Source organism: Glutamicibacter sp. NPDC090743 (assembly GCF_044769125.1).
Lineage (GTDB): Bacteria > Actinomycetota > Actinomycetes > Actinomycetales > Micrococcaceae > Glutamicibacter.
On the sequence record NZ_JBIVXE010000005.1, the window covers coordinates 386,913 to 405,236 of the forward strand.

17 protein-coding genes are annotated in these 18,324 nt (G+C 63.6%); 11 read left to right on the forward strand and 6 right to left on the reverse strand.

Annotated features, from left to right (window positions below):
• The first annotated feature begins 308 nt into the window (after positions 1 to 308).
• Positions 309 to 698 (forward strand): helix-turn-helix domain-containing protein, encoded by a 390-nt coding sequence (locus ACIQTS_RS12725; protein ID WP_105662004.1) that lies wholly within the window; start codon positions 309 to 311, stop codon positions 696 to 698.
• 429 nt (positions 699 to 1,127) lie between these two features.
• The gene (locus tag ACIQTS_RS12730; RefSeq protein ID WP_402473583.1) at positions 1,128 to 2,363 is read left to right on the forward strand and encodes a PLP-dependent aminotransferase family protein; all 1,236 of its coding nucleotides are present in this window, start codon (positions 1,128 to 1,130) and stop codon (positions 2,361 to 2,363) included.
• A 124-nt stretch (positions 2,364 to 2,487) separates the two neighbouring features.
• Here the strand turns inward: ACIQTS_RS12730 and ACIQTS_RS12735 are convergent, their stop codons facing one another.
• Entirely contained in the window at positions 2,488 to 3,420 is a 933-nt protein-coding gene (locus ACIQTS_RS12735; RefSeq protein WP_402473584.1) for a LysR family transcriptional regulator, read from the reverse strand.
• Positions 3,421 to 3,492: 72 nt separating this feature from the next.
• Here ACIQTS_RS12735 and ACIQTS_RS12740 point away from each other — a divergent pair, with 72 nt between their 5' ends.
• On the forward strand, positions 3,493 to 4,551 hold the full coding sequence (locus ACIQTS_RS12740; protein ID WP_402473585.1) for a YeiH family protein: 1,059 nt from the start codon (positions 3,493 to 3,495) through the stop codon (positions 4,549 to 4,551).
• 28 nt (positions 4,552 to 4,579) lie between these two features.
• Here the strand turns inward: ACIQTS_RS12740 and ACIQTS_RS12745 are convergent, their stop codons facing one another.
• Positions 4,580 to 5,350 (reverse strand): 3-hydroxybutyrate dehydrogenase, encoded by a 771-nt coding sequence (locus ACIQTS_RS12745; RefSeq protein ID WP_332498844.1) that lies wholly within the window; start codon positions 5,348 to 5,350, stop codon positions 4,580 to 4,582.
• Between the two features lie 247 nt (positions 5,351 to 5,597).
• On the opposite strand from ACIQTS_RS12745, the gene ACIQTS_RS12750 reads away from it, so the two are divergent.
• A complete protein-coding gene (locus tag ACIQTS_RS12750) occupies positions 5,598 to 6,302 on the forward strand; it encodes an NUDIX hydrolase (protein ID WP_402473586.1) in 705 nt (234 codons plus the stop codon).
• A 10-nt stretch (positions 6,303 to 6,312) separates the two neighbouring features.
• On the opposite strand, the gene ACIQTS_RS12755 is transcribed toward ACIQTS_RS12750, so the two are convergent.
• Positions 6,313 to 7,449: an acyl-CoA dehydrogenase family protein gene (locus ACIQTS_RS12755; RefSeq protein WP_332488881.1), complete on the reverse strand. Its 1,137-nt coding sequence runs from the start codon at positions 7,447 to 7,449 to the stop codon at positions 6,313 to 6,315.
• Positions 7,450 to 7,567: 118 nt separating this feature from the next.
• Here ACIQTS_RS12755 and ACIQTS_RS12760 point away from each other — a divergent pair, with 118 nt between their 5' ends.
• Positions 7,568 to 8,077: a GNAT family N-acetyltransferase gene (locus ACIQTS_RS12760; RefSeq protein WP_402473587.1), complete on the forward strand. Its 510-nt coding sequence runs from the start codon at positions 7,568 to 7,570 to the stop codon at positions 8,075 to 8,077.
• Here ACIQTS_RS12760 and ACIQTS_RS12765 read toward each other — a convergent pair.
• Positions 8,074 to 8,442 carry a helix-turn-helix domain-containing protein gene (locus tag ACIQTS_RS12765; protein WP_105656244.1) on the reverse strand — a complete coding sequence of 123 codons (369 nt, stop codon included), beginning with the start codon at positions 8,440 to 8,442 and terminating at the stop codon, positions 8,074 to 8,076. The genes ACIQTS_RS12760 and ACIQTS_RS12765 overlap by 4 nt on opposite strands.
• Positions 8,443 to 8,525: 83 nt before the next feature.
• Here ACIQTS_RS12765 and ACIQTS_RS12770 point away from each other — a divergent pair, with 83 nt between their 5' ends.
• From ACIQTS_RS12770 to ACIQTS_RS12790, 5 genes are all read left to right on the forward strand, one after another.
• Positions 8,526 to 9,134 (forward strand): NAD(P)H-binding protein, encoded by a 609-nt coding sequence (locus tag ACIQTS_RS12770; protein WP_359185366.1) that lies wholly within the window; start codon positions 8,526 to 8,528, stop codon positions 9,132 to 9,134.
• A 131-nt stretch (positions 9,135 to 9,265) separates the two neighbouring features.
• Positions 9,266 to 10,930: an ABC transporter substrate-binding protein gene (locus ACIQTS_RS12775; RefSeq protein ID WP_402473588.1), complete on the forward strand. Its 1,665-nt coding sequence runs from the start codon at positions 9,266 to 9,268 to the stop codon at positions 10,928 to 10,930.
• A 6-nt stretch (positions 10,931 to 10,936) separates the two neighbouring features.
• A complete protein-coding gene (locus ACIQTS_RS12780; protein WP_332730915.1) occupies positions 10,937 to 11,869 on the forward strand; it encodes an ABC transporter permease in 933 nt (310 codons plus the stop codon).
• Positions 11,866 to 12,663: an ABC transporter permease gene (locus tag ACIQTS_RS12785; RefSeq protein WP_402473589.1), complete on the forward strand. Its 798-nt coding sequence runs from the start codon at positions 11,866 to 11,868 to the stop codon at positions 12,661 to 12,663. Before ACIQTS_RS12780 ends, ACIQTS_RS12785 begins: the two co-directional genes overlap by 4 nt.
• Complete coding sequence (locus ACIQTS_RS12790) at positions 12,660 to 14,255, forward strand: dipeptide ABC transporter ATP-binding protein (protein ID WP_402473590.1); 1,596 nt, start codon at positions 12,660 to 12,662, stop codon at positions 14,253 to 14,255. Before ACIQTS_RS12785 ends, ACIQTS_RS12790 begins: the two co-directional genes overlap by 4 nt.
• Here ACIQTS_RS12790 and ACIQTS_RS12795 read toward each other — a convergent pair.
• Positions 14,252 to 15,940: a long-chain-fatty-acid--CoA ligase gene (locus ACIQTS_RS12795; protein ID WP_402473591.1), complete on the reverse strand. Its 1,689-nt coding sequence runs from the start codon at positions 15,938 to 15,940 to the stop codon at positions 14,252 to 14,254. The genes ACIQTS_RS12790 and ACIQTS_RS12795 overlap by 4 nt on opposite strands.
• 207 nt (positions 15,941 to 16,147) lie before the next feature.
• Here ACIQTS_RS12795 and ACIQTS_RS12800 point away from each other — a divergent pair, with 207 nt between their 5' ends.
• The gene (locus tag ACIQTS_RS12800; protein ID WP_402473592.1) at positions 16,148 to 17,146 is read left to right on the forward strand and encodes a DNA topoisomerase IB; all 999 of its coding nucleotides are present in this window, start codon (positions 16,148 to 16,150) and stop codon (positions 17,144 to 17,146) included.
• A 9-nt stretch (positions 17,147 to 17,155) separates the two neighbouring features.
• Here the strand turns inward: ACIQTS_RS12800 and ACIQTS_RS12805 are convergent, their stop codons facing one another.
• The gene (locus ACIQTS_RS12805; protein ID WP_402473593.1) at positions 17,156 to 18,256 is read right to left on the reverse strand and encodes an alanine racemase; all 1,101 of its coding nucleotides are present in this window, start codon (positions 18,254 to 18,256) and stop codon (positions 17,156 to 17,158) included.
• Positions 18,257 to 18,324 lie beyond the last annotated feature (68 nt).

Consider the following 18,324-nt stretch of genomic DNA (forward strand, 5'->3'; position numbering starts at 1 on the left):
GGAACGCGCATGACCATTCATCCGACCGCAATGGAGCGTGACCCACAGGCAATTAAGGAGGGCGTCAGGCTTCCATGTACACAATTCCCAGAGGGGCTCCGCCGGGTGAGGCTGAAGGATCCGTCATGGTGTGCCGGAAGATGGCTGGTCAGTACTTTCTTTAGACCTACGTTTTCCACCATACGGGAACCGCTTGGCGCTGTACAACCCCCATTCGTCGCATCTGTGTCATAAAGGAGTTGCGACAGGCAGTCCATTTGCAGCGTCATGAGGTGCGTCCGAAGGACATCTCAGGCAAAATAAGGGCCATGGCATCACCGACTTCAGCACTGGGCAGGGTCCGCACCTTCGAGGCGTTAGATGAGAAGACCACCGCGCGGCTACGCCGCGCGCTGGACGAGTCGGATGACACGACCGTGTTCGTCAACGGCACCGCGTTGAAGTTGCCCAAAGAAGCGCACCAGGCGCTGATCGAGGTGCTTTCACGGTTTGCAGATGGCGAGTCCGTCAGCATCGGCACACCCGAGCTGCTCCTTAATACTTCCCAAGCAGCCCAAATGGCCGGGATTTCCAACAGCTACCTGCGCAAGCTGGCCGATGCGGGGATTATTCCGGTGGAATACCGTGGAACGCATCGCCGCATTCGCCCAAGCGCCATCCAGTCTTGGCTGGATTCCCGCACCGAAACCGAGAAGTGAGCCAACCAGCCGGCGAATACGCCAGCGGCCCGCAGGAAGTCGGATGATGGGATCGCCTGCTGATCAGGGTCCCGGGTTATTCCCTGTTCGCATGGATGGGCGCCTCCCGGTCTTGGGTATTTCCGGGCTTCGGCGGACTGCGTCGAATTACTGGTCCTCTTGGTCCGGCAGTGCTGGCTGGCCGGGAGCTAGCCGCGAAACCTTTCCGAGAAACTTCACGGCCGCGTCAATTCGGCGTTGGGCCAGCTGAAGATCGAGGAACGCAACGCCTCGCCTGGAGCAAAGAATCACGTGGTTGAAAACTCAGCTCTTGCCAAGCCTTGAATTTCCTGCTGGAATACCAAAGTATTCTATTTGAAAACAATTCTTGTGCCGCACCCAGCGCAGGAACCCCGCTCCCCCGCCCCGGGAGCCTTGCCGAGGAGAACCATGACCACCGCATCAGAACCGCTGACCACTTCGCACGAATCCTTGCTATCCGAGCGCGCGGCCGGAATCAAGCAGTCCGCGGTGCGCGACGTCTTCGAGCTCTCCTTGGACCCTTCCTTGGTATCCCTGGCCGGAGGCAACCCCTACCTGCAGCTGCTCCCGCTGGAAAAGGTCGGTGAAATGGCCCGGCGCATCATCGTCGAGCAGGGCCCCGAAGCATTGCAATACGGCTCCGGACTTGGCACTCCTGAACTGCGTGCACAAATTATCGATGTCATGGCAGCTGAAGGCATCACGAACGTGGGGGTCGAAGATGTGGTGGTCACCAACGGCTCCCAGTCAGCACAAGACATGGCCTGCAAGGTCTTCTGCAATCCCGGAGACACTGTGCTCTGCGAAGATCCGACCTACGTCGGGGCCCTGAATACCTTCGAGGCCTACCAGGTGTCCGCCCGCCCCGTGGGCACCGATGCAAATGGCTTGATTCCTGATGCCTTGCGTGCCCGCATCGCCGAATTGCGCGCCGCCGGCGAGCGCATCAAATTCCTCTACACCATCCCGAACTTCAACAACCCATCAGGGATCACTCTGGCGGCCGAACGCCGCCAGGAAATCGTGGACATCTGCCGCGAAGCCGGCATCCTGATCCTGGAAGACAACCCGTACGGAATGCTGCGGTACGAAGGAACTCCTGCGCCTACCCTGCGGAGCCTGGACCCGGAAAACGTCATCTACATGGGTTCCTTCTCCAAGATCTTCGCGCCCGGCCTGCGCATCGGCTGGGCCGCGGTCCCGACCCACCTTTTCCGCCGCTTCTACCTGGCCGGCGAGGCGGTAGCCCTGTGCCCACCGACCTTGAACCAGATGATCATCAGCGCCTACCTCAACGAGCATGACTGGAAGGGGCAGATCACCAAGTACAACGACCTGTACCGTTCCCGCCGCGACGCGATGCTCGAAGCATTGGCCAAGTACCTGCCGGCAGGTGTCACCCACACTCGTCCCGAAGGCGGCTTCTTCGTCTGGTTGACCTTGCCTGAAGGCATTGACACCTACGCGCTGCTGCAGCAGGGCGTGAAGGCCGGGGTCATTTTCATTCCAGGCGCGGCATTCAGCCCGAGCGGCCAAGCCGACAATAAGCTGCGCTTGGCTTTCTGCTCCGTTGACGAGAAGACCATCGACGAAGGCGTCCAGCGTCTGTCGGGTCTGCTCAAGAACGAGATCTTCAAACTCTAAGTCCGGAGGCTTGTACCGGGAGCTCATTGCCCGGTACAAATGGCCGCCCTGCATCCTTGATGGGAAGCTTGCTGTCCGCCTCCTGGCCAAGTCCGCACAGATCCAGTCGGGGCTGGATCTCCGGCTAGCCCTGCGCGATCCGGGATTCCACGGAAATCTCAAGCAGCTTCTGCTCGGTCGCTTTCAAGACACGGTGCGCAGGCCATATCGCCCGCAGCTCGCGTAACAGCGCCGGCCCATCAAACGGGATCTCGACGAGCAGCCCCTGCTCCAATTGGCTCTCTACCGCCAAATGGCTGAGCACAGCGGGTCCCATTCCGCGCGCCACGCACTGGCAAATCGTTGCGTTCGAGTTGAAGACAGCGACCGGATTCGGGCGTTCGGCATGGGCAATGTAATCCAAGAATGCCCGGGTGCCGGAGCCTTCCTCGCGTTCTATCAGCGCCGTGCTTTGCAATTCGTGAAGGCTCAGCGGTTCCTTCCGTTGTGCCCAAGCATGTGAAGGCGACGTGACCACGAGCATTTCATCGTGAAGTACCTGCCGGCTTTTCAGGCCCAGAGGAATGTGCGGGGTTTCCACGAATCCTAGTCCCAATTCCTCCTGCTGCACTGCACGAATAACATCTTGGGAATTCATGATCTTCATTCGAGGGATGACTCGTGGCAGGGCACGATGCAGTAGTCCGATCCAATTTGGCGCCAAGAATTCTGCCACCGTCATGCTGGCTCCGAATTCCAGCTCTCCCTCTCCGGTTTCAGCCAGCGCGCGCGCGCCAGCGGCGAAGGCTTCCAGGCTGGACAGGACTTCACGAGCCCACTGGACGGTCAGCACTCCCTCTGCCGTCAAGCGCGATCCGGTGGTCTTGCGTGCCACAAGCTGGTATCCCAGCCGGCGCTCCAACGTTTTCAATGCGCGGGTGGCATTTGGCTGCGCCATCCCGGCCGCACGGGCACCGGCGCTCAGGCTCCCGTGATCGGCGATGCCGACCAGCAACTCCAATGAGGAGGGTTGAATCCAGCGGGCAATGTCTTCGAGAGATGACGAGCTGCTTTCCATATCATGATCATATGTCCGCGATAGCAAGAAGTGGTATACCGCAATTCGCCATGCCGGAGAAGAATTATTTCCATGCACGACTCCACAAGTCCCGTCAAAGAATCTGCCACCTCCAAACGTGACCAGTCCGGACATCGAAAACCTGCTTCGCGTTTCGCTCCGGCTCTTCCGGGACTGCTCCTCTGCCTTGCCGCCGGCATCTTGTGCATGTTCGCCAGCCGCTACATCCATGGCCTGAGCGCCCTGCTGCTGGCTATCCTGCTCGGTGCGCTGTGGCGCAATCTTGCCCCGGTCCCGCAGGCTTTTGCCCCCGGCACGGCAATTGCCGGCAAGAAGCTGCTGCGCCTGGGCATTGTGCTGCTGGGCTTGCAGCTCTCGCTGGGCACCATCCTCGGCCTGGGCCCCGGGGTACTGCTGGTGGTGGCCCTCTCGGTTGGCATCACGTTCTTGGCCACCTTGTGGATCGGCAAGAAGCTCGGCATGGATCTGCCGCAGCGCCTGCTCATCGCCACCGGCTTCTCCATCTGCGGTGCCGCCGCGGTCGCAGGTGCGGAGAACGTCGTCAAGGCCAAGCAGGATCAGGTCGCCACCGCGATCGGGCTGGTAGTGCTCTTCGGGACATTGATGATTCCGCTCATGCCGGCGGTGGGCTTGCTGCTCGGGCTGGATGAACGCAGCATCGGCATGCTCATCGGCGCGTCCACCCATGAGGTCGCACAAGTCGTCGCCGCCGGCGGTTCGGTAGGTGCCGGCGCCTTGGCCGTGGCGGTGACCGTCAAGCTGGCCCGGGTGGTCCTGCTGGCTCCAATCATTGCCGGCGTCGGCGTCTTCATGCGGCGGCGCCAATCGGTGCAAGGCGGCAAGAACCCGCCACTGGTGCCGCTGTTCGTGCTCGGGTTCCTGGTGGCAATGCTGCTGCGCACCACCGGGCTGGCTCCCGAGGCGTGGCTTGCAGCTGCGGCCAGCGCGCAGACGCTCCTGCTTGCCGCGGCCATGTTCGCCTTGGGGCTCGGGGTCCACCTGCGCAGCATCGCAAAAACCGGCGGACGTTCATTCCTGCTGGGGTTGCTGTCCACCTTGGTGATCATCGCCGTGTCGATCGGCGGAACCCTGCTGTTCCCGCCGGCCTAGGCATGGCAGCCATGCGGGCCCGCCGCACCTATTTCGCGCTCCAGCCGCCATCCATGGTGTAGGACGCTCCGGTCACCATGCCCGCGGCATCCGCACTGAGCCAGGCCGCCAGCGAAGCGACTTCCTCTGGCTCAACCAGGCGCTTGATGGCCGATTCGGCAAGCATGATCTTCTGGATGACATCCGACTCGTCAATGCCATGCGAATTCGCTTGATCGGCAATCTGCCGCTCCACCAACGGGGTACGCACATAGCCCGGGTTGATGCAGTTGCTGGTGATCCCGTAGTCGGCACCTTCCAATGCAGTGACCTTCGACAGTCCCTCCAACCCGTGCTTGGCCGCAACGTAGGCGCTCTTGAACGCGCTGGCCCGGAGCCCGTGGATCGAAGAAATATTGATGATGCGGCCGAAGCCGCGCTCGCGCATGCCGGGCAGTGCTGCCCGGATCAACAGGAACGGCGACTCCAGCATGAGCCGATGGATCAGCCTCCAGGCTTCGGGGTCGTACTCATGGATTGGAGCCACCCTTTGCACGCCGGCGTTGTTAATCAGGATGTCGGTATCCACGCTGAGATCTTCCAACGACGCGGTATCCGAAAGATCCACAGCCCATGCTTTTCCGCCGAGCTCGCGGGCCGCTTCTTCAGCGGCCTGTTCATTGAGGTCGGCAATCGTCACAGTGGCACCGGCGTCGGCCAATGCCCGGGCACTGGCCAGGCCTATGCCGGAGGCGCCACCGGTAACCAAGGCGCGGCGCCCCTTCAGACCCTGAGGCCATGGGCCAATTTGTTCCGCCATTGCGCTCATCCTCTGCTCGGCTCCCCTGCGGCTTCCAGTTGCGATGCCCGCAGCTTCGCGCAGGTCTCTGTGATTCAAACTAGGCTCCGCCAGGAATCCGGTCAACGGCATTTGCTGTGCAGATTCCGCAGGTCAATGTGCAAGCATGCACAGCGGTTTCTGCCGGTTGCCCGTTTGCTGTGCGCTGGAAGCTAAGCTGGCTCTCGAAGGCTATTTTCACTTCCAAGAGCCAAGGACATGGTAGGCAATGACGACTTCCCCGATACCTGCGACTCCCGCAGAGGTCCCGATCCGCAAAGCGGCCAGTGTTTTGCTGCTGCGCGAGGCAGCTGGCGGGTTTGAGGTTTTCGTCCAGCATCGCGTGAACACCATGGACTTCGCAGCCGGCATGGTGGTTTATCCCGGCGGCCGAGTTGATGCCCAAGACGGCCAAGCGGTGGCGGCAGGAGAGCTGGATCCCGCCTTGCTCAGCGAGCACGCCCGGCAATGGGCGCGCACCTCGATCCTTGGGGAAGGACCAGATCGCGCGGAGCATCTGGCCGGGGAGATCCTGGCCGCAGCACGTCGTGAAGTCTTCGAGGAGACAGGGCTGCTGCTGGATCCTGGCCAACTGCGCCCCTGGGCCAATTGGGTCACCCCAGCCGGTTTCCCGCGGCGGTTCGATACGTACTTCTTTGTCGCGGCCTTGCGCCCCGGCCAGGAACCAGTCCACCAGACCACCGAAGCGGTGATCTCCACATGGATCAGCCCCCAGGAGCTCTTCGATTCCCTGGAACGCGGCGAGATTAAAATGATGCGCCCCACCCAGCGCACCTTGCGGGATGCGATGGAGCAGGGCAGCATCGAGCAGATCATTTCCATCGAGCCGGCCATCTCATCGGTTCATCCGGATCCCCGCGATTCCCTCTCGGGAAACGCTGTGCGGAATTCGGAAAAGCAGTTCAACGCCTGATTGCCGCCGGTCAGGATTCCAGCAGCGTGCGTCCGACGATGAGCGACATGATCTCGTTGGTGCCTTCCAGGATCTGGTGCACGCGCAGATCCCGGGTGATCTTCTCCATCCCGTAGTCCGCGAGGTAGCCGTAGCCGCCGTGCAGCTGGATAGCGCTGTTGGCGGCGTTGAATCCGGCGTCCGTGGCCATCTTCTTGGCCATCGCGCAGAGGCGGACGCGGTCCGGACTCTTCGCGTCCAGTGCGGCGGCGGCACGGCGCAGCAAGGAGCGGGCGGCTTCCAGCTCCATGTCCATTTCGGCCAGCTTGAAGACCAGCGCTTCCTGTCTGGTCAGCGGTCCGCCGAAGGCCTGGCGCTCCTTCAAATACAGCGCCGACTTCTCCAGCGCGCTCTGCCCGCCACCCAGCGAGCAGGCCCCGATGTTCAGGCGGCCGCCATTGAGTGCCTGCATGGCCATGGAGAATCCCTGGCCTTCCTCGCCCAGCAGGTTGGCGGCGGGAATGCGCACGCCTTCCATGATCACCTGGCGAGTGGGCTGCGCCTTCCAGCCCATCTTCTTTTCGTTCGGCCCGAAGCTCAGGCCCTCGGCATCCCCGGGAACAAGGAAGGCGCTGATGCCGCGCGAACCGGTATCAGCGGTACGGGCCATGACGATGTAGAGCGCCGAGCTTCCAGCTCCCGAGATGAATTGCTTGACGCCGCTGAGCACATACTCGTCACCGTCCTTGCGGGCACGGGTTGACAGGGCCGCCGCATCGGAGCCGACTCCGGGCTCGGTCAGGCAGTAGGAGCCCAGGTCGTCCATGGCGGTCATCGATGGCAGCCATTTGGCGCGCTGCGCGTCGTTGCCGAAGGTGTCGACCATCCACACGACCATGTTGTGGATGGAAATGTAGGCGGCCAAGGTCGGGTCGGCCTTGGCGAGTTCCTCGAAGACCAGCACCGCATCGCTGCGGCTCAGACCGGATCCGCCATGATCTTCAGAAACATAGATTCCGCCCATGCCCAGCTGTCCGGCTTCGGCCAGCACATCCACCGGGAAGTGCTGTTCCTGGTCCCACTTCAGGGCATTGGGAGCAATCCTGGTCTCGGCGAAATCATGGACCATCTCGATCAACGACTTCTGGTCTTCGCTTACTTCAAACAACACCGGCTCCTTTGCCTACACCTTGCGTCTTTGACCTCAGTCTATGTGACGCAAGATACAATGAGGACCAATAGGATGAGTTCCGAAGCATTCATTTCGAAAGAGTTGGGCTAAGCGCATGCAAATCCGGACAAGCACCGCCGGGGATTGGCCTGGGATCTTCGGCTTCTACCGCAAAATCATGGATGAGGGACAGACCTACGCCTTCCCCCAAGGCCAAACCCTTGAAGAAGCCCGCCCCTGGTGGATGGAGACGCTACCAGGGCAAACGGTCGTTGCCGTGGCAGATGGCAGGATCATCGGCTCGGCCAAGATGGGGCCAAACAAGCCCGGACGGGGAGCCCACATAGCCACCGCGTCCTTCCTGGTCGATCCGGAACGCCGCAATCGCGGCGTGGGACGAGCACTGGGCGAATACGTGATCGACTGGGCCCGGCAGGAAAATTATCACGGTATCCAGTTCAATGCGGTCGTCGAGACCAATGAGGCTGCAGTGCGTCTATGGCAATCGCTGGGCTTCAAGATCCTGGGCACCATTCCGGGCGCCTTCAACCATCCGACCAAGGGGCTGGTGGGCCAGCACTTCATGTTCCTGCCGCTGCGTCCTGCTGCTCCACCTGGCCATTAGCCGCGCGCGTCGAACCGCTCACGGGCAGCGAGCACTTTGGGCACATGCTCCTCGGACCACAGGCGCAGGATTTCCATGGGTTCCAGGATCCCGCGTCCCAAATCAGTCAGCTCGTAGTCGACCCGCACCGGCACCTGGGCATATACGGTGCGCTGCACCAGCCCGTCGCGCTCCAGGTTGCGCAGGGTATTGGTGAGCACTTTAGGGGTGACCGCGCCGATGCGCTGGCGTAATGCGGAGAAACGTTGCGGGCCGCCAGCCAGGGACAAGAGGACCAGCGGCGTCCATTTATCGCCTAGGCGCTGCATGATTTCACGTGAAGGGCATTGCTGCACGAACACGTCAAAAGAGCCATGGCTATCCATGAGGAAACCTAGTTTCGTTGTAGTGGGCGGTATCTAAAAGATACCATTGTGCCGGACCCAATTTCCCAAGGAAAGAGAACACCATGAAGATTGCAGTTTACGGAGCTACCGGCATGGTCGGCTCGGAAGTCGTTGCCGAAGCCATTTCACGCGGCCATGAGGTCACCTCGGTCTCCCGTTCGGGCAAGGAAATCGACGGAACCACCACCGTGGCCGCCGAGCTGGGCGACGGGGCAACCTACCGCGATCTGGGAAAGAACAACGACGTGCTCGTCATTGCCGTACCGCCATCGCGCACCGGTGGCGACCACCAGGAATACCTGGATGCCTTCGAACAGATCACCGAAACCCTGGTCCCAGCCCGCCTGCTGGTTGTCGGCGGCGCCGGCGCTACCGAGGTAGACGGCGTCCGCCTGGTCGACACCCCGGGTTTCCCGGAGGAATACAAGGCCGAGGCCACCACCTGCGCCGAGGTCTACGACATGTTCACTTCGGTTTCCGGCATCACCTGGACCGTCGCGGCTCCAGCCCCGGTGATCATGCCTGCACGCCGCACCGGCAGCTACACCCTGGGCACCGATTCGCCAGCGGGCGACTTCGTTTCCTCCCAGGACTTCGCCGTGGCGATCCTCGATGAAATCGAAACCCCGGTCCACCAGAACCGCCGCATGACCGTGGCCAGCGAAAAGTAGATCACCTCGCGCAGTGCCGCTAGCCAGGTTTCGTCGGATCGGAGCGATTCGCTCCGATCTGACGAATGCGTTCCAGATGGCTAGAGTTGGTTTGGTCATCACCACTAGTTCATCGAGGTAAGCCCTTCCCCATGCAACGAAACTCGCGCGCGTCCAAGATCCTTGGCTGCGCTATCGCGCTCCCGCTCCTTGGATCCCTTCTAGCCAGCTGCTCGGCAGGGGCAGGACCCGATGCCCCCGCAGAGGAGGCGAAGCCGGTTGCCGGCGGCACCCTGGTCTATGCTTCGGGCGACGCCGAGCCGGCCTGCCTGGATCCGCATGTGGGCGGCAACTACCCGCAAGCCCTGGTGGCAAGCCAGTACCTCGAATCCCTGTTCACCAAGGATGCCGACGGGAAGATCATCCCGTGGCTGGCCGAAAGCACCGAAGTTTCCGATGACGGGCTGACCCGCACCATCACCCTGCGCGATGGGATTTCCTTCACCGACGGCACGAAGCTCACCGCCAAAGCCATCGAAGCCAACATCGAGCACCTGAAGGATCCGAATACCGCGTCCTCCACCGGCTACCTGGCCGTGGGCAAGGTCGTGGATATCGAGATCGCCGATGAGCTCACCGCCAAGCTGACGCTCTCCGCCCCGGATAACGCGCTGCTCGAATCGCTGTCCATGCCATGGACCGCCATCGAATCCCCCAAGGCGCTGGAACGCGACCAGGCGACCAACTGCGCCTCACCGGTAGGCACCGGCCCGTTCAAGGTCGAGTCCTGGGAGCACCAGAAGGCCGTGAACCTGGTCCGCAACGAAGACTATGTGCTGCCGGTCCAGGACGCGGAGCGCTCCGATTCCAAGGCCTACCTGGAGGCCATCACCTGGCGCTTCATCCCTGAGGCCGCCACCCGCTATGCAGCCCTGGTCTCGGGCGAAGTCGACGTCATCGACAACGCGCAGCCGGACACCATCGCCACGGCAAAGCAGGACGGCTCGCTGGGCCATCTGGACGCTCCGCGCCCGGGTGCTTCCAACCGCCTGGAGCTGAACAGCTCCAAGGCTCCATTCGATGACCAGCGCGTTCGCGAGGCGTTCGTCCGCTCCGTGGATGCCAGCGCCGGCGTCAAGGCCCTCTATTTCGGCACCACCGAGCGCAGCTACTCGCTGCTGTCGTCAGCCGAGCCGCTGGGCTACTCCGATGAATCGCTGTTCGGCACCGATGCGGCCAAGGCCAACGCGCTGCTCGATGAAGCAGGCTGGAGCGAACGCGACGCCGAGGGCTACCGCGTGAAGGACGGCAAGCGCCTGTCGCTGGACTTCCCGGTCTCCACCAACCAGTCGGTTCCTGCCGAGCAGTCCCTGTTCGAGCAGTTCCAGGCCCAGGCCAAGGCCGTGGGCTTCGAGGTGAAGATCCAGCTGCTGGACCTGTCCAGCTGGTACGGCGCCCTGGCCAAGCACGATTACAACCTGGTCTCGGCTCCCTACACCAAGGTCGGCCCGTCGGTGCTGCGCATCCTGTACCACTCCGACTCGACCGTCCCGGCGCCATCGGGCTACTTCGCCAACAACGCGCAGGTGAAGAACGAGAAGCTCGATGGGATCCTGGCCCAGGCCGAAGAGGCCAACGATGAAGCCCAGCGCGCTGCGCTGTACGAGCAGGCCCAGAAGCTGGTCCTGGAGGGCTACTACGTGCTGCCGCTCTACGACCAGCAGAACCACTTCCTCTACGGCAAGAACGTGCACGGCATCGGCGCCACCACCGCGGTGTCCTCGCCGGTCTACTACGACACCTTCATCACCAAGTAGCACCCCATGGGCACGATTGCTTGGGCCGGGCGCAAGATCGGCGGCGCGCTGGTGGTGCTATGGCTGGTGGCCACCGCCATCTTCATCGCCATCCGGCTGATCCCCGGCGACCCGGCCGAAGCAATCATGGGCGGCCCCGGTTCCCAGGCCTCGGCCGAAGCGCTGGCCGCGGCCCGCGCCGAGTACGGACTGGACCTGCCGCTCATCTCCCAGTACCTGATGTACCTGGGCAAGCTGGCCACCTTGGACTTCGGCACCTCCTATTCGCTCAAGCAGCCGGTCGCCGGCATCATGGGCGATCTCCTGCCCAATACCCTCTGGCTTGCTCTGCTGGCCCTGGCGGCCGCCTGGGTGCTGGCCTTGGGCTTCGCGGCATCGGCCATGCGGGCCAACCGCTTTGGCGCCTGGCTGGGAAATATCGTGGAGATCATTGCCGCCGCCGTGCCGCACTTCTGGCTCGGCGCGGTGCTGATCATGCTCTTCTCCTCGATGCTCGGCTGGCTGCCGGCCGTGGATAACGGCACCGCCCAGGGTTTGGTACTTCCCGTGCTGACCTTGGCATTGCCGCTGGCCGGGTTCCTCACACAGCTGATGCGCGATTCGCTGAGTGCAGCCCTGGGCAGCCAGTTCGCGCTGGCCGCGCGTGCCCGTGGCGAAAGCCGGCTGGCGGTCTTCTGGCGCCATGGCTTGCGCCATGCCGCCTTGCCTGCTCTGGGCCTGACCGGCTGGGCTTTCTCCTCGCTGCTTTCCGGCGCGGTGGTGGTCGAGGCGATCTTCGCCCGTCCGGGCCTGGGCCGCTCACTGCTCTCTGCGGTGCTGGCCCGCGACATCCCCATGGTCACCGGCATCGCATTGTTCTCCGCACTGGTGTACATCGTGGCCATGGCGATTACCGAGGGCATCGAACGCGCCATTGATCCGGCGGGGGCCAGCTCATGAGCCGCGCCGCGAAGATCCTCTCGGTTTCCTTTATTACCCTGTGGGCGCTCATCGCGCTGGCCCCTTCGGTGCTGGCTCCGGGCGACCCATTGGCCATCAACCCGGCCGAGGCATTCAGCAAACCCGGCGCCGCGCATTTCTTCGGCACCGACGAATCGGGCCGCGACATCTATACCCGTGTCATCCATGGTGCCCGCGACTCGCTGGCTATCGGCCTGGCGGCCACGGGATTGGGCATGGGATTGGCCATCGTCTTGGGCACAGCTGCGGCATTGTCCCCGCGCTGGCTCGACGAGATCATCCTGCGCGTGCTCGAAGCGCTCTACGCGATTCCATCCTTGCTGATGGCACTGCTGATCATTGCCTTCACCGGACCCGGTGTCGGGCCGGCCATCGTCGCGGTGGGCCTGTCCACCGCACCGGGATATGCCCGGCTGGTGCGCAGCCAGATCCGCACGCTGAAGAGTTCGGAAATGCTGGAGGCAGCCACCGTGCTGGGCCGCGGCTCGTGGCTGTTGGTCCGCAACCATTTGGTTCCCAACGCCCTCAAGCCCCTGCTGGCGCTGGCGACCTTGGGGATCGGCCAAGCCGTGATCTGGGCTGCTGCCCTGTCCTTCCTGGGCTTGGGCACTCCCCCGCCAGCTCCCGAATGGGGTGCCATGCTTTCGGCCGGGCGCACCTACCTGCACTTCGCGTGGTGGATGAGCTTGTTCCCCGGCTTGGCGATAGTTGTCGTGGCCGCAGGCGCCACGCTGATTGGCCGCGCGCTGGGCGGAAGGGCAAGGACAGCATGAACGAGCAAGCACTGATTACGGTCAAGGACCTTTCGGTCCATTTCGGTTCCACCGTGGCGGTGAAGAACATTTCCTTCACCGTAAAGGCCGGACGTTGCCTCGCATTGGTCGGCGAATCCGGGTCGGGCAAATCCGTGACCGCCCGCAGCCTGCTTGGCCTCTCCGGCGGCACCGTCAGCGCCGCCGAGCTCGCTGTCTGCGGGCAGAACGCCTTGGAGCTCTCCGACCGCGGCTGGCAGCAGATCCGCGGGAATTCGGTGTCCATGATCTTGCAGGATGCGCTGATGGCGCTCGATCCGCTGCGCCCGGTGGGCCGGGAAATCGGTGATGCGCTCAAGGCGCACGGCAAGATGTCGAAATCCGAGCGCCAGCAGCGAGTGCTCCAGGTGCTGGAATCCGTGCGCATGCCCGAGCCCGGGCGCCGTGCCAAGCAGCGTTCCACCGAGCTCTCTGGCGGCATGCGCCAGCGTGCCCTGATTGCCCAGGCCCTGGCCGGCAACCCGCAGGTAGTCATCGCCGATGAGGCAACCACCGCCTTGGACTCGGCGCTGACAGCACTGGTCCTTTCGCAGCTGCGCGAGCTCAAGGAGCAGGGCCGCGGCGTGCTGATGATCAGCCACGATCTGGCCCAGGTAGCGCATTTGGCCGACGACATTGCGGTGATGCGCAACGGTGCAATCGTTGAGGCCGGCAGCACCGGGCAGATCCTGGGCGACCCGCAGCACGAGTACACCCGCCAATTGCTGCGGGCCGTGCCTTCGGGGATACCGCGCTTCGCCCCGTTGTCGGCAGCCAGCAAGCCGTTGACGGCACCACCGCCAGAAGCACCCGCCACTACTGCCCCCGCGTTATCAGCCACGCAGCTGTCCAAAACGTTCGGCAAGCACCAGGCCGTGGATGCGATCAGTTTCGAACTGCCCCGGGGCAAGACCCTGGGCGTTGTCGGCGAATCCGGGTCCGGGAAGACCACCACCGCGCGCATGGTGCTGGGCTTGCAGAAGCCTGATGCAGGCAATGTCCAGCTGCTCGGCGAGCACTTTGCCCCGGCCCTCGAATCCCAGCGCCGAAAGCTGCGCGAACAAATGGGCGCGATCTACCAGAACCCGTTGGGGTCTTTCGATCCGCGCTATTCGGTGGGGCAGCTGCTGGCCGATGCGCTGAGCCGCGGCAAGTCCAAGCGCGCCGCTGAGTACCGCAAGCCGGCGGCTGAACTGCTCGAACAAGTCGAGCTGTCCACCGAATTGCTGGGCCGCAACCCGCGCGAGCTTTCCGGCGGGCAGCGCCAGCGCCTGGCAATTGCCCGCGCGCTAGCGCCCAAGCCGCAGGTGCTGGTCCTTGACGAGCCGGTCTCGGCCTTGGATGTATCAATCCAAGCCACGGTGCTGGACCTGCTGGATCGGATCCAGCTGGACACCGGAACCAGCTACTTGTTCATCAGCCATGATCTGTCGGTGATCGAGCACATGAGCGACTCCGTTGCGGTGATGCATGAAGGCAAGATCATCGAGCAGGGCTCTACGGACCAGGTCTTCGGCGCCCCGCAGCACGACTACACGAAACTGCTGCTTTCGGCGATGCCGCGGTTGCGCTAGACCAGATCCACCATCTGGTCCTTGACCTGCTTGCGCAGGATCTTGCCCAGCAGCGAGCGCGGCATCTCGTCGATCTGCACGATGCGCTTAGGCACCTTGTAGGCAGCCAGCAGCTCGCGGCAGTGAGCGCGCAGCGCGTCCTCGTTCAGCCCGCAGCCCTCTTCGAGCTGCACCGCGGCAACCACCATTTCGCCGCCGCGGGCCAACGGCTTTCCGAATACTGCGGCATCGGCCACGTCAGCGTGCTGGCGCAGGGCGATCTCGACCTCGGTCGGTGAAACGTTGAAGCCGCCGGTGATGATCAGCTCCTTTGCGCGGTCCACCACCTGGGCGAAGCCGTCCTCGTCAACGGTGACCACATCGCCCGAACGCAGCCAGCCGTCCTCGGTTTTGGCCTTGGCCGTTTCCTCCGGGTTGTTCCAATAGCCCTGGAACACCTGCGGGCCCTTGATCAGCAATTCGCCCGGTTCTCCCTGGGCCACTTCCCGGCTCGGGTCCTCCACGTCCACGACCTTCATCAGTGTCGAGGGGAAGGGCACGCCGATGGTGCCGGTGCGGCGGCTGGGGTGGAATGGGTTGCCCAAGGCCACCGGCGAGGACTCGGTCATGCCGTAGCCTTCCACCAGCAGGCCGCCGGACATCGATTCCCACAGCTCCACCACATGGTCGGGCAGGTTCATCGCCCCGGAGATGCAGTACTTGGCGCTCTTCAGCGAGACGCCGCGCTCCTTGGCCGCCAGGGCGGTGCGCTCGTAGATCGGCGGCACCGCGCAGTAAACGGTGGCCGGGGACTTCTTCCAGGCATCCAGGATCATCTGCGGATCGAACTTCGGGAAGAGCACCAGCAGGCCCTGCTTCTTCACTCCGAAGGTCAGGTACAGGGTCATGCCGAAGGCATGGAACATCGGCAGGATCGCGTAGAGGATTTCCTCGCGCTCCTGCGCCCCGAGCATCCAGGCCTCGCCCTGCAAGGCGTTGGAATAGAGGTTGAAGTGGGTGAGCATGGCACCCTTGGGGTGGCCGGTGGTCCCCGAGGTGTACTGGATGACCGCCAGGTCATCGACATCCGGATGCGGGTGGTTCGCATCCAATTGCGCACCGGAGAGCAGGTCCTTCCATGCCACGGTGCCCGAGGCGCGCGCCGTGAGCGACGCCTTGGTCTCGCGCAGCTTCTTGACCGGCAGGTTCAGCGCCAGGCGCTTGACCGCGGGGAAGGCTTCGAGCAGGTTGACCGAGACGATGGAGTCCAGCTGCACGTCCTTGGGGAACTCCTGGACGTTGGCCACGACCTTGTCCCAGGCAATCGCGATGCGCGCCTGGTGGTCCTCGAACTGGTGGCGCAGTTCGCGCGAGGTGTACAGCGGGTTGTGCTCCACCACGACGGCGCCAAGGCGCAGGATCGCGTAGAAGGCGATCACGTGCTGCGGGCAGTTGGGCAGGATCAGCGCAACGCGGTCGCCGGCACGCACGCCGAGCTTGCGCAGGCCCTCGGCGGCCTTGGCTACCTGCGCGCCCAGATCGGCGTAGCTGGTGCGGCGGCCGAAGAATTCGGTCGCCGGGCTCTCGCCGGCTTCACGCACGGAGCGCTCGAACATGCGGCTGAGCGGTTCGGTGGGCAGCTCGATTTCGGCCGGGACTCCCGGCTGGTAATTTGCCACCCATGCGGGCGCAGCACTATTTTCCATACCTCCAATCATGCCCTGTAACGAAGCGCGGCGCGATTCCAGGGCTTCCCGGGCGCAAACGACGCGCTGCAGGTGGCGGATCCGCCCGCTGGCGTCAATGCCCCGGCACCGCACAGCTGGGATTTTCCTGCGAACACCCGGAGCAGGGCAGCGATCGGCGATAGCGTGTGCGTGATTGCACGGCTACGCAACTACCGGGAGGCATCCATGCCAGCACGCCGAAGCAAACGGCTTCCCATCACGCGCCGGCGCGCGGGAACCGGCTTCTTCTACCTGGAAGGGGCACGCACGGTGAAGGACCAGCACCTGCTGGATCGGATCAGGCAATTGTCGATCCCGCCGGCATGGAAACAGGTCCAGATCGCGGCCAGTGCGCGGGCCAAGGTCCAAGCTCGCGGAATCGATGCGGCAGGACGCACCCAGATGATCTACCACCCCGATTTCCGCGAGCGGCAGGATGCCGCCAAGTTCGACCGGTTGCCGGCGTTCGGCCGCGCACTGCCCAATCTCCGCCGCCAGCTGCTGCGGGATCTGCGCCGGGGAAGAAACGACAAGGACAGGGTCGCTGCGGCCGTGGTCTTGCTGCTGGATCTGCACCTGCTGCGCATCGGCACGCACGCCTACTCGCGCGCCAACCAATCGTTCGGGGCCGCTTCGCTGCGAGCCAAGCATCTGGAGGTCCAAGGGCATTGCGCCACCCTCGAGTTTCCCGGCAAGAGCGGCCAGCAGCAGCATGTGAAAATCAGGAGCCGGCGACTGGCACGAGTACTGGTCCAATTGCGCGATCAGCCGGGCTACGAGCTTTTCCGCTACCTGGATGACGATGGGCACTCGCACTTGCTCCAGCCTGCGCAAATCAACCGGTACCTCGAGGAGCACCTGGGTAGCGGATTCACCGCCAAGGACTTCAGGACCTGGGGCGGCAGCTTGGCGGCTTTCAGGGCACTGGTCGAGGCTCCCGCCTCGGCTATGGCTGCCGATGATGCCAGGAATCTGCGCAAGCTGGCCATCGAGCAGGCCGCCGGAAAACTGGGCAATACTCCCGAAATCGCGGCCGGCTCCTATATCGATCCCCGTGTGCTGGAGCTGGCGGACGATCCGGAGAAATTGGCGGCGCTGCGCCGTTCCAAGCGGCAGCTGGGGACCAAGAACCATATGGATCCGGCTTCGCGCTGCCTGCTGCGGTTCCTCGAAAGGGCCAGCTAGGTTCAGAATCTAGAAGTTCAGTCCGCGGGCCGCTACATCCCATACCTCGCTGGTGCCGTCCTCATGCACTGCCAGCACGTTGTCGACCAGGTTCACCGCGACGCAGACATGGTTCGGGATGACGTGGAGCTGCTCGCCGTGGGCCGGCAGATCCAAGTGCTCGGGCCACAGCACGGTGGCGTGATGCTCCGATAGTGCGCTGATGCGGGCTTCAGGGCACTGGGCAATGCGTCCGTATCCGGTGGCCCAGGCCGGGCGGTCGCCTCCGAGCACCTTGCTGCCGGCGTCCAGCACGATGCGCCGGGGAATCTGCCCATCGCCTTCATGGCGGCTGATCACGGTGGACGCGACGGTCAGGGAAATATCCTCCCAGCGCACGCGCCCCAGCTCGAACTGCTGCGCATCGCCGAAGACGTACACCCCTGGACGCACCTCGGTCAGCACCGAGTTGTCGCTCAGTTCGGCGGTCGGGGTGGAGCCCCCGCTGATGCGTTTGATGGCATGCCCGGCCTCGCGCAGCAGGCACGCCGCTTCGGCCAGGGCCTTGTGCTCATCGTTGAGTGCCGCGTCGATGCCGTCCGGCGAGTAGCTGTGGCCGGGGAAGGTGAAGATCCCATGCACGCGCATGCCTGCCGCACGGGCGGCATCGGCTATTTCCACCGCGCCTTGCGGGCTGGTGCCGCTTCGGTGATGGCCGCTGTCGATCTCGATGACGAGCTTGATCTTGGAGGCCTTCTCCCCCAGCATCCTGGCCATCTGCTGCACGGCCTGGACAGAGTCCGTGCCGATGCTCAGCTTGGCACGGCGCATCAGCTCCAGGATGCGTGCCGCCTGGGATTCATTGACCCACAATGGGTAGGCGATGAAGATCTTCGCGACCCCGTGCAGCGCAAGCGCGAGGGCTTCGCCAACGGTTGCCACGGTGAGTCCGGCGGCACCGGCGTCCATCTGGCGTTCGGCGATTTCATGCATTTTGTGCGTCTTGGCATGCGGGCGCAGTTTCAGGCCCTGGCTCGCCACCCGGTGGGCCACCCGGTCAATGTTCTGCTGGAGCTTCGCTACGTCAACGATGACCTGCGGGGTGTTGATTCCGGCCGGGATAGTGCCCAAATTTTCCGTCCTTCTGCACTTGGCTGCGTCACGGGGAATCCTGGAAATAGGCATTCCCGCCGATCTGA

Bases quoted from the DNA above. Each gene is read 5' to 3' on its own strand.
- ACIQTS_RS12735 (WP_402473584.1), bottom strand. From the start codon at position 3,420: ATGGAAAGCAGCTCGTCATCTCTCGAAGACATTGCCCGCTGGATTCAA.
- ACIQTS_RS12790 (WP_402473590.1), top strand. From the start codon at position 12,660: ATGAACGAGCAAGCACTGATTACGGTCAAGGACCTTTCGGTCCATTTC.
- ACIQTS_RS12740 (WP_402473585.1), top strand. From the start codon at position 3,493: ATGCACGACTCCACAAGTCCCGTCAAAGAATCTGCCACCTCCAAACGT.
- ACIQTS_RS12780 (WP_332730915.1), top strand. From the start codon at position 10,937: ATGGGCACGATTGCTTGGGCCGGGCGCAAGATCGGCGGCGCGCTGGTG.
- ACIQTS_RS12750 (WP_402473586.1), top strand. From the start codon at position 5,598: ATGACGACTTCCCCGATACCTGCGACTCCCGCAGAGGTCCCGATCCGC.
- ACIQTS_RS12760 (WP_402473587.1), top strand. From the start codon at position 7,568: ATGCAAATCCGGACAAGCACCGCCGGGGATTGGCCTGGGATCTTCGGC.
- ACIQTS_RS12745 (WP_332498844.1), bottom strand. From the start codon at position 5,350: ATGGCGGAACAAATTGGCCCATGGCCTCAGGGTCTGAAGGGGCGCCGC.
- ACIQTS_RS12725 (WP_105662004.1), top strand. From the start codon at position 309: ATGGCATCACCGACTTCAGCACTGGGCAGGGTCCGCACCTTCGAGGCG.
- ACIQTS_RS12730 (WP_402473583.1), top strand. From the start codon at position 1,128: ATGACCACCGCATCAGAACCGCTGACCACTTCGCACGAATCCTTGCTA.
- ACIQTS_RS12785 (WP_402473589.1), top strand. From the start codon at position 11,866: ATGAGCCGCGCCGCGAAGATCCTCTCGGTTTCCTTTATTACCCTGTGG.
- ACIQTS_RS12795 (WP_402473591.1), bottom strand. From the start codon at position 15,940: ATGGAAAATAGTGCTGCGCCCGCATGGGTGGCAAATTACCAGCCGGGA.
- ACIQTS_RS12765 (WP_105656244.1), bottom strand. From the start codon at position 8,442: ATGGATAGCCATGGCTCTTTTGACGTGTTCGTGCAGCAATGCCCTTCA.
- ACIQTS_RS12770 (WP_359185366.1), top strand. From the start codon at position 8,526: ATGAAGATTGCAGTTTACGGAGCTACCGGCATGGTCGGCTCGGAAGTC.
- ACIQTS_RS12800 (WP_402473592.1), top strand. From the start codon at position 16,148: ATGCCAGCACGCCGAAGCAAACGGCTTCCCATCACGCGCCGGCGCGCG.
- ACIQTS_RS12775 (WP_402473588.1), top strand. From the start codon at position 9,266: ATGCAACGAAACTCGCGCGCGTCCAAGATCCTTGGCTGCGCTATCGCG.